6 protein-coding genes and 2 pseudogenes are annotated in these 9517 nt (G+C 41.4%); 5 read left to right on the plus strand and 3 right to left on the minus strand.

What is annotated here, in order from left to right; translation table 11 throughout:
- Positions 1 to 1555 (plus strand): annotated as a pseudogene (locus Q1V93_RS03240) (hypothetical protein); the annotation flags it as partial.
- 203 nt (positions 1556 to 1758) lie between these two features.
- Here the strand turns inward: Q1V93_RS03240 and Q1V93_RS03245 are convergent.
- Positions 1759 to 2418 (minus strand): response regulator transcription factor, encoded by a 660-nt coding sequence (locus Q1V93_RS03245; protein WP_300661379.1) that lies wholly within the window; start codon positions 2416 to 2418, stop codon positions 1759 to 1761.
- On the minus strand, positions 2419 to 4386 hold the full coding sequence (locus Q1V93_RS03250; protein ID WP_300661382.1) for a sensor histidine kinase: 1968 nt from the start codon (positions 4384 to 4386) through the stop codon (positions 2419 to 2421). It abuts the gene before it with no gap.
- Between the two features lie 379 nt (positions 4387 to 4765).
- Between Q1V93_RS03250 and ftsA the strand changes: the two genes are divergently transcribed.
- From ftsA to Q1V93_RS03265, 3 genes are all read left to right on the plus strand, one after another.
- A complete protein-coding gene (ftsA, locus tag Q1V93_RS03255) occupies positions 4766 to 6052 on the plus strand; it encodes a cell division protein FtsA (protein ID WP_300661385.1) in 1287 nt (428 codons plus the stop codon).
- Between the two features lie 95 nt (positions 6053 to 6147).
- The gene (gene ftsZ / locus Q1V93_RS03260; protein ID WP_300661388.1) at positions 6148 to 7698 is read left to right on the plus strand and encodes a cell division protein FtsZ; all 1551 of its coding nucleotides are present in this window, start codon (positions 6148 to 6150) and stop codon (positions 7696 to 7698) included.
- Between the two features lie 107 nt (positions 7699 to 7805).
- Positions 7806 to 8258 (plus strand): GatB/YqeY domain-containing protein, encoded by a 453-nt coding sequence (locus Q1V93_RS03265; protein WP_300661391.1) that lies wholly within the window; start codon positions 7806 to 7808, stop codon positions 8256 to 8258.
- A 187-nt stretch (positions 8259 to 8445) separates the two neighbouring features.
- Here the strand turns inward: Q1V93_RS03265 and Q1V93_RS03270 are convergent, their stop codons facing one another.
- Positions 8446 to 9057: a TetR/AcrR family transcriptional regulator gene (locus Q1V93_RS03270; protein ID WP_300661394.1), complete on the minus strand. Its 612-nt coding sequence runs from the start codon at positions 9055 to 9057 to the stop codon at positions 8446 to 8448.
- Positions 9058 to 9124: 67 nt separating this feature from the next.
- Between Q1V93_RS03270 and Q1V93_RS03275 the strand changes: the two are divergent.
- A pseudogene (locus Q1V93_RS03275) lies at positions 9125 to 9517 on the plus strand (hypothetical protein); the annotation flags it as partial.

Raw genomic sequence — 9517 nt, forward strand, 5'->3', positions numbered from 1 at the left:
CGGAGGAGCAACAGGAGCTTCTTACACGGGAAATCCTACAGGAACGATTTACTATCAGGTAAACGTAACGAACGGACAAGGTTGTACCGGAACAGATTACATTAAAATCAGTATTGGCTCCGGAACGTTCGGAATTACTGCTCCGCCGTTTATTTGTCAGGGCTCATCGGTGACTTTGACATTGCCGTCAAGTATGACCGCATACACCTGGAATCAGTCGGGAACTCCGGTTGGAACGGCGAATAGCCCGTTGACGGTTTCTCCGGGCGCGACAACTACTTATACAGCGGTCAGTACAACGGTAGGATGTACGGGATCAGCGAGTGTAACAGTTCCTGTTCACCCGTTGGGAACCTTAAATGCGAACGTGAATCCAACAAATGCGTGTCCGGGAGTGCCGGTGAATTTATCCTCAAACGCTCCGGCGGAATCCTATGTAACGCAAACCGAGAATTTCGAATCGACGAATTCATTTACGTTGGTAAATGGAACGTATAATAAATGGTATAACGGAACGGCTGCGGCGGCGAACGGGACGAAAGGACTTTACATCGGAACGGCCGCAGGAAACAATAATTACGAAATTGGAAACTTTATTTCAGCAAGATCAGCTACCAATTTCGCTTACAAGGATTTTTCGGTAACAAGTTATTGTAATCCGACATTGAGTTTTAATTGGAGATGTAACGGGCAAGCGGGGCAGGCTGAATTAACAGTTTGGGCTGTTCCGACTTCCTTTACTCCTGTTTCGGGAACAGCTATTACGGCAAGTGCAACAAATGTTTTACTTGGCGGACCTTATTCCGGAGCAACAGCTTATTCAAATGTGGTGCTTAGTCTGGCAAATTTTGGCGGACAAAGCGTACGAATTGTTTATCAATGGAGAAATACGGGAGCGTCTTTTATCGGTGGTCCGACGGTTGCGAATCCTGCAGCTTGTATTGATGATGTGGTCTTTACAGACAATACAACTTACAGTTATTCGTGGATTTCTTCTCCGGCAGGTTTTGCTGCCAGTACAATTAATGCAACTGCCAATCCGATTGCAGCGACAACCTATACGATGACTGCTACGCGCTGTGACGGATGCCCGATGGCAAGTTCCATTTCGGTGATCGACTGTAGTACGCTTCCGGTTGGATTGCTGGAATTCAAGGGAGAAAAGAAAACACTGGGAAATTACCTCTATTGGGCTACGGAAAATGAAGTAGACCTGGATTACTACATATTGGAAAGAAGCACAGACGGAATCAGCTGGGATCTCGTAACAACGATGGAGCCGAGTCAGAATCCTTCGGAATTGAAACATTACTATCAGGTGAGAGACCTCTCGTACAAACAAAATTCGATCAATTATTACCGGTTGTTCAACAAGGAAAACAATGGAGGAATGACACTGGCAGAACAAATGGTTTCTATTGATAATCGCATTGAAAACAAACAGATTTTATACCGGACAAACTTGTTGGGACAACTCGTGTCGGAAAACCAAAGAGGGTTGGTGATCCTGATTTATGAAGACGGAAGTTCTGAACGTGTCATGCTGGAAGATTGATTTATACCCGATTCACTACTACTTAAGCTTGGATAAGCACAACTATGCCCCGGAAACGGAGAGAGAAAGGGATTTCATGAAAATGGAATCTCTTTTTTTTGGAATGTTCATATTTCAACAGGCTCAGTATGGTTAGTTCAAATGTTCAAAATTTCATTTAAGTACATTTTAATTGAACATCTTTTTCTAAACCCTTTTGAACTTTATAACAACTGATCAGAATCCAGTAAAAATTTATTTTCCATGACCCAAAGCAATAAACTGTTGTTCCGGGCATCGAGATTCAATTTTTTACAAATGCGGGAACGGTAGTTTTCAACCGATTTCGGTGAAACAAAAAGTAAATCGGCAATCTCTTTACTCGAATACTTCTTGCTGACCAGTTTTAAAACCTTCAGTTCCGTTGGGGTTAATGATTTGATTTCGTCGGTGATTAATTCCATCAAAGGATCAATCTGTCTTTTGTTGTGTAAATCCCTTAAAACGAGTGGAAGGTAGGTTTTTCCGTCTCTTACCCAGTTAATGCATTCAACGATCTCTTCCGAGGTGTTATCCTTGATCAGATAACCTTTTGCGCCGTTGTAAAAAGCAAGTTTGACAATATCAGTCGTTTTGTGGATTGAAAGAATTATTACCGCCAGTCCTGGATGCTGGTGCTGAATGGCCGAACAGGTTTCAAGCCCGTTCTTAACCGGCATGTCGATGTCGAGTAAAACAATATCAGGATTAAAAACCGGGATGTTTTCAAGAACTTGCAAGCCGTTTTCATAAGCCTGAATCTCAACGTGGTCAAATGAAGATTCGAGAAGAAAAGTCAAGCCACTTCTGAAAATCGGATGATCATCTGCTAAAATTACTTTCATTTAAATGCTTATCGTTAATGAAATACCTTTTTTATGCCCCGTTTTTAACTCTAAGCGACCGCCGATAATTGCTGTACGTTCGCGGATAGTTAAAAGTCCCAGGCCATATTTATTTTGTGAATCGGCAATGCCGATTCCGTTGTCTCTGTATTGAATGATTAATTCTCCGTTTTTCCGTTCGATCAAAACTTTCAGTGCACTTGCATGGGCGTGTTTGATCGTGTTCGAAATGCATTCCTGAATAATTCGGTAAATCTGAGAGCTCGTTTCGGTATTGATTGGTTTTCCGTCAATATCGAATTCAAGACTGCAAATAATATCTGTTCCGGATTGCGTTTTTTCGATGATGGAATGAAGTGCTCTTTCCAAACCGATCTTTTCCAACGCTGCCGGGTGAAGCTGATGACTTAAAACACGGGTTTGCTCCAGGATATCGCCGATTTCCAGATCAACACCATCTATTTTGGAAATTTTCCCGGTGGTGAACAGATTCAGTTTTGATTTCACGACAGCGAGACTTTGACCGATGTCGTCATGTAAGTCTTTTGAAATCCGGGAGCGTTCTTCATCAATTTGTTCGATTAATTTTTGCGAAAAAACAGATTTGATCTTTCTGGATCTGCGCACGCTGCTGATGTAAACGATTGCAAGAACCAACATGAAAAGAGACAGGACCATCAGGAAAACAAACCGGTAATTGGCCGATTTAAGCTTGTTTTCGGTGTGCAGGATTTTGTTTCGCTGATTCAAATCGGTCAGTGCATTTTCCATGCGTTCCTTTCCATAAATGGTTTGCAAACGCGTTTGCTCATTTTCATTGGAAACTTCACGAATACTGTCTGAAAGCTCACTGAATTTTCGTTCCATGTTGTAGGCCAGTTTGTAATTTCCCTGAACAAAAGCCAGTTTGGATTGCAGGGAAATCAGGTCTTTGCGGCAATTCGGATCGTTGAAAGTCCGTAGAAAAGCCTGAACGGAATCAATGCATCTTTCGGCTACAGGAAAATCTTTTTGCTCTGCCGAGATCAATCCGCGCATGATATACGCTTTGATCAGGTAAAGTGGATCGCGGAACGTTTTAGTGGCAACTAAAGCAGAATCGCTGCTTCTGGATGCTTCCGCAAATTGTTTGTCGTCCAAATACGAAGAAGCCAGGTTGATGTATGCAACTGTAATTCCGGAAGGAAAACCAATCTTTTTCGCTTTCTGAACCGTTTGTTTGTAGTGAATGATTGATCCTTTGAAGTCGCGGGTTTGCCTTGTCACAAGTCCGAGGTTGTTTAGAACGTTGAATTGCAGGCGCGACTCATTGGTTTCCGTTGCCAGGATCAATGCGCGCTCCAAATCTTTTTTGGCTTCCTTGTATTTTTTGGATTTCATTTTCAGCAGCGCCAGGTTGTTGAGTAAGTAGCCGGTTGCAAATTTTTTCCGGTGTTTCTCCGCAATGCGTAAGCCTTTTAAATAGCTTTCGATGGCTTTGTCGTCCATCAAACGCATCTCGTACATGATTCCGAGTCCGTTGTAGATTTCCAGCTGATTTTCGATGTAATTTTCCTTTTTTGCTTCCTTCAGAAGGGTTCTGAAACCGTGTTCAGCCTTCAAAACGTCCTCCTCAAGAATCAGGAAATTGAGGCGGATTTTGGTAGAATTTATTAATTTGAAATCCCGTGTTTTTTCACCGATGGAAACGCTTCTGTTGTAGTATTTTTTCGCTTCTTTCAGATTACTCGTGTAGTAGTTAAAACTTCCGTAGTACTGGTAAACATATCCGATTTCATTTTCTTTTTTGAGTGCTTTAGCAAGTTGAATGCATTGTTTTCCAAGTGTAAAAACGGTGGCGCTGTCGTAGAAAGTAGCCTGCTTGATTCTGAATTTTAAATCTTCGAGCTTTTGGACGCTGGGTTTTTGAGCAAGGGATTGCTGAAAAACGAGTAAAAGCAAAAAAACGCAGGAGAGTTGCTTCGGCATGGTAACAAAGGTTCAAAGTGTAGTGATTAAAAATAAGTAAATTTTTTGTTTCCGTTATGTAAATACTTTGGCAATTAATGAAATAGTTGATAAGCTCCGGTTTTGTTGATGAAAAGGAAGATTTTAACCGGAAACAAAGCGTATCTTTATTAACAATACCCGTTTAATAAGTATTCTAAATTCACGGGAAAGACGACAAAATAAAATTTAAGTTTGTACATACCGTATCTTGGGAAAAAACCAAAATGTCGATATGTGATGGTTTTAGTTCGATAAAAGCAGAAATTGATTGGATTAATTTTTACTTTACGGATTGTTAAAACGGTCGGATTTAGTCCTGGTAGTTATCGGGGTGTAAGTTGAAGAAAAAGAAGAGTTTATGTCAGCGGGAAAAAAGATTGTAGTTGGATTGGATATTGGGACGACTAAAATTGCATGTTTAGTTGGGACGAAAAACGAGCATGGGAAAATTGAAATTATTTCCATGGGGAAAAGCGAGTCTTTGGGAGTCTCCAGAGGGATCGTGTCCAATATTGAGAAAACTGTTCAATCAATTAAATCTGCTGTTGAAGAAGCTCAGGACCGTGTAGATGCCGATTTGATCATCCGTGTGGTGAATGTCGGGATTGCAGGTCAGCACATCAAAAGCTTGCAGCACCGCGGAATTTACACGCGAAACAACCCGGAAGTGGAGATCTCTCAGGCAGATATCAACGCGTTGATCGACGATATGTACAAATTGGTAATGCCTCCGGGAGAAGAAATTATCCACGTGTTGCCGCAAGAATATATTGTGGATAACGAACAAGGGATTATCGACCCGATCGGGATGATGGGAGTGCGTTTGGAAGCAAATTTCCACATCATTACCGGTCAGATCAATGCAGCGAAGAATATCAAGGTTTGTGTAGATAAATCAGGATTGCAGGTGAAGGACATTATCCTGGAACCGATTGCTTCCGCTGATGCGGTATTGAATGAAGAAGAAAAAGAAGCCGGAGTGGTTTTGGTTGATATCGGTGGTGGTACGACGGATGTTGCGATTTTCCATGAAGGAGTGATTCGTCATACAGCTGTAATTCCTTTCGGAGGAAATGTGATTACAGACGATATCAAAGAAGGATGTACGATCTTGCGCCGGCATGCAGAAGCATTGAAGGTGAAATTCGGATCAGCATTGGCTTCTGAAAGTTTGGAAACCGAAGTGGTTTGCATTCCGGGATTGCGTGGAAGAGATCCGAAAGAGATTACACTGCGTAATTTGGCAAGTATCATTCAGGCTCGTATGGAAGAAATCATCGAGCATGTTCATTACGAAATTGTGAACTCAGGATATGAGAAACGCATGATTGCAGGGATTGTGGTTACCGGTGGTGGATCGCAATTGAAGCACATTACGCAATTGTTTGAGTACATGACCGGAATGACAACGAGAATCGGGCTTCCGACAGAACATTTGGCATCTACCAATACCATTGATGCGATTACATCTCCGATGTATGCAACAGGTATCGGTTTGGTGATGAAAGGATTTGAAAACGATGTTCCTCAAAAACAAGTGGAATCTGTTGCTGGCCAGGTAAAAGGACATTCAACAAAAACAAGAGGAAGTTTCTTCGATACTTTGTTAACAAAAAGTAAAAATTTCTTCGCGGAAGAGGAGTAATAGTAAATTTAGCCATCATCGGTTTTGTCTTTGACAACGAAGAAGGAGGTTAAATAAGAGTAGACAACAATAACAACAACAATAAAAAAAAGCATATGGAATTCGATTTGCCAAAAGGAACAACATCAATTATCAAAGTGATTGGTGTTGGTGGTGGTGGAAGTAATGCTGTAAACCACATGTTCGATCAAGAAATCAAAGGTGTTGATTTCATCGTTTGTAATACAGACCGTCAGGCTTTGGATATTTCTCCGGTGCCTTATAAAATTCAGCTGGGGCCTAGCCTTACTGAAGGACGTGGTGCGGGTGCAATTCCTGAAATTGGTAGAAATGCTGCTGTTGAAAATATCGATGACATTCGCGCACTGCTTTCAAGCGGAACAAAAATGGTTTTCGTAACTGCAGGAATGGGAGGTGGAACCGGAACGGGTGCTGCTCCGGTAATTGCCCAGGTTGCGAAAGAATTAAATATATTAACTGTTGGTATCGTAACGGTTCCTTTCGCTTTTGAAGGCCGCCGCCGCCGCCAGCAGGCAGAAGAAGGATTAGATGTAATGCGTCAGTGTGTTGATACTTTATTGGTGATCAACAACGAACGTTTGCGTGAAGTAGGAGGAAACATGTCTTTAGCACAGGCATTTGCTATGGCGGATAACGTATTGGCAACTGCTGCTAAAGGAATTGCAGATGTGATTACAACAACCGGGGCGATCAACGTTGACTTCAACGATGTGAATACGGTAATGCGTAATTCGGGAGTAGCAATCATGGGGTCGTCAGTTGCTGAAGGTGAAGGACGCGCTATTACTGCTGTTCAGGCTGCATTGAACTCTCCGTTGTTGAATGATAACAATATCGAAGGAGCGAAACATATCTTGTTGAACATCACATACGGTGATATTGAAGTAACGATGGATGAAATCGGTGAAATCACTGATTACATTCAGGATGAGGCAGGTTCAACAGCAGATATTATCTGGGGACACGGTTATGATCCGAGCTTAGGAGATAAATTAAGCGTGACTTTGGTTGCTACTGGTTTCTATTCAACGCCGTTCACGGGTTTTGAAAAGGCTCCTGAAAAAACAGTTTCTGTTTTGGAGGATGAGCCTAAAAATGAGATTAAAACACCTTTAACTTCGCCTACACACCAGGTAATTCCTGAGAAAAAGGAAGAAGAACCTTTTTTGAAAACGGAAAGCAGAGTAGAAGAAGTGAAGCCATCAACGAATTCCGGAACGATTGAATTTGATTGGGATGTGAAATCGGAAGCAAAACCGATGACAAGTCCGACTTCTGTTCCTTCTTCTCCTTCCGTGGAAGAGAAAGAAGAGCCTAAACGTTACTTCCTGGAAGATGAAGCAGAAGTGAAAACGGAATTGGAAAATGTGGTTCAAAAAGCACCTGTAAGTGCAGAAGAGTTACAACGCCGGAACATGGAGCGTATGGAGCGAATCAAGAACTACAACAACAAGTTGAAAAAGGCAGAAGGTTTGAAGGAGCTGGAAGATGAACCGGCATTCGTAAGAAGAAACATTCATTTGGATCAGGTCGTGAAAAGCGAAGAATCCAACGTGAGCCGTTTCGGTCTTTCAGATGACGGAATCAAAACAAACAACTCTTTTTTACACGATAACGTAGACTAAATAGATATTTAGGACTTTAGGATATTAAGATTTCAGGACTCAGTCTAAGTCTTAATGTCCTAAAATCTTGATTCCGATAGTTATCGGAACTTGAAATCCAAAGAAAAATGAATTTTACAGAAAGAATCAATCAGGATATAAAGAATGCAATGCTTGCAAAGGAAAAAGAACGCCTTGCGGTTTTGCGTGATATTAAAAGTAAATTATTACTTGAAGCAACATCGGGAGGTTCCGGTGAGTTGACTGAAGAAGCGGCGAATAAAATCGTTTTGAAACTTCACAAGCAACGCATGGAAACATACCAGATTTATGTTGAACAAGGAAGAAACGATTTGGCAGAAGAAGAATTGTTTCAGGCAAAAGTTTTAGAAGATTATTTGCCGAAAATGATGTCTGATGACGAAGTGCGCCAGGTGATTGCAGCTAAAATTGCTGAAATCGGGGCAAGCGGACCTCAGGACATGGGTAAAGTAATGGGCCCGGTAAACGGACAATTAGCTGGAAAAGCTGATGGAAAACGCGTTTCCGAGCTGGTAAAAGAAGCTTTGGCTAATTTGTAATTGTATTGTTAAACACGAGTTTCCTTAGGCTCTGTTTTTATTGTTGGAAGATCCCTTTGTCTTAGACGGAGGGATTTTTTCGTTTGATATGAGATACGCCGGATAGCACAGTAGTTCACATCGTTTTTAGAGTTTACGCAGCCTGGTGAGTTTTAGGACATTATTACCAATGCATCGCGTCCCTGAATTACAACCTTTTTAACAGGAATTCCCTCTGAGCTTCTCTTGTAAAATAAGGAAAGAACATTTCGACCAGTAAATTGTGGTACTTCTCAACGGTATGTTCTGGTGGTTCATTGTAAACTTCAGAGGAGGCAATCCAAAAGTCGCTGTAGACCCGAATGCGTTCATTCAAGCCGTTGTATTCTCCTTCAAAAGCGGGTGCACGCATAATTCCGGCCTTGATTGCTAAATCGAAGGAATGCAAATAGGTCACTTTTCGAAGTTCTTCCAATTGTTTGAGGTGTTCATGCAGTTTCGGATTCTCACGCATGTTTTGATTGAAATCAATCATGAGAAAACGATACTTGAAAAGTGCTTCCATTCCGGCCCTGGTAGAATCCATCACAAACTGAAAATCCATTTTTTCCGTATCCAACTTAGCTTTTTCAGTTTCAACTATTTCAAAGAGCTGAAAATAAAGTGCTTCGATGATGTCTTCCCGGTGTTTGAAATGATAGTTCAGATTTCCCTGGCTAATGAACATCTCAGCTGCGATTTTGCGAAGCGTTACGTTCGGAACACCGTATTGATTGAATAAGTTCAAGGCTGTCTGTAATATTTTATCGCGTGTTTTCATCTTTAGTAATCTTGACCTAATTCAAATGATTTTAGTACCTTTGACCTAAGATAGCAAAAATTGGTTTATGAAACGTAAGCAATTATTTGAATTTGAAGATCAAACCTGGTTTCCCGGTTTTTTAAGAAATTATCTCACGGACTTTTTACAGTTTATTTCCAATCGCTTCGATATTTACAAAGGAATTACACCGCTTTTATCGGAAGTTATTGCGAAAAACAAAGAACAAACCATTATCGACCTGGCTTCGGGCGGAGGTGGCGGATTGTTCAATTTGTCGAAACGCTTAAGAGAAAAACATCCTGACCTGAAGATTGTTCTGACGGACTTTTATCCGAATTTGAAAGCGTTTGACTATGTGTGCAAGCAGGATCAAAGTTTTCAGTTTCACAAAGAACCGGTAGATGCGCGGAAAGTTCCGGCTGATTTAAAAGGTGTCCGGACACAGTTTTTGTCCTTG

It is taken from the genome of Fluviicola sp., assembly GCF_030151805.1.
In the GTDB taxonomy this organism is placed as follows: domain Bacteria; phylum Bacteroidota; class Bacteroidia; order Flavobacteriales_D; family Crocinitomicaceae; genus Fluviicola.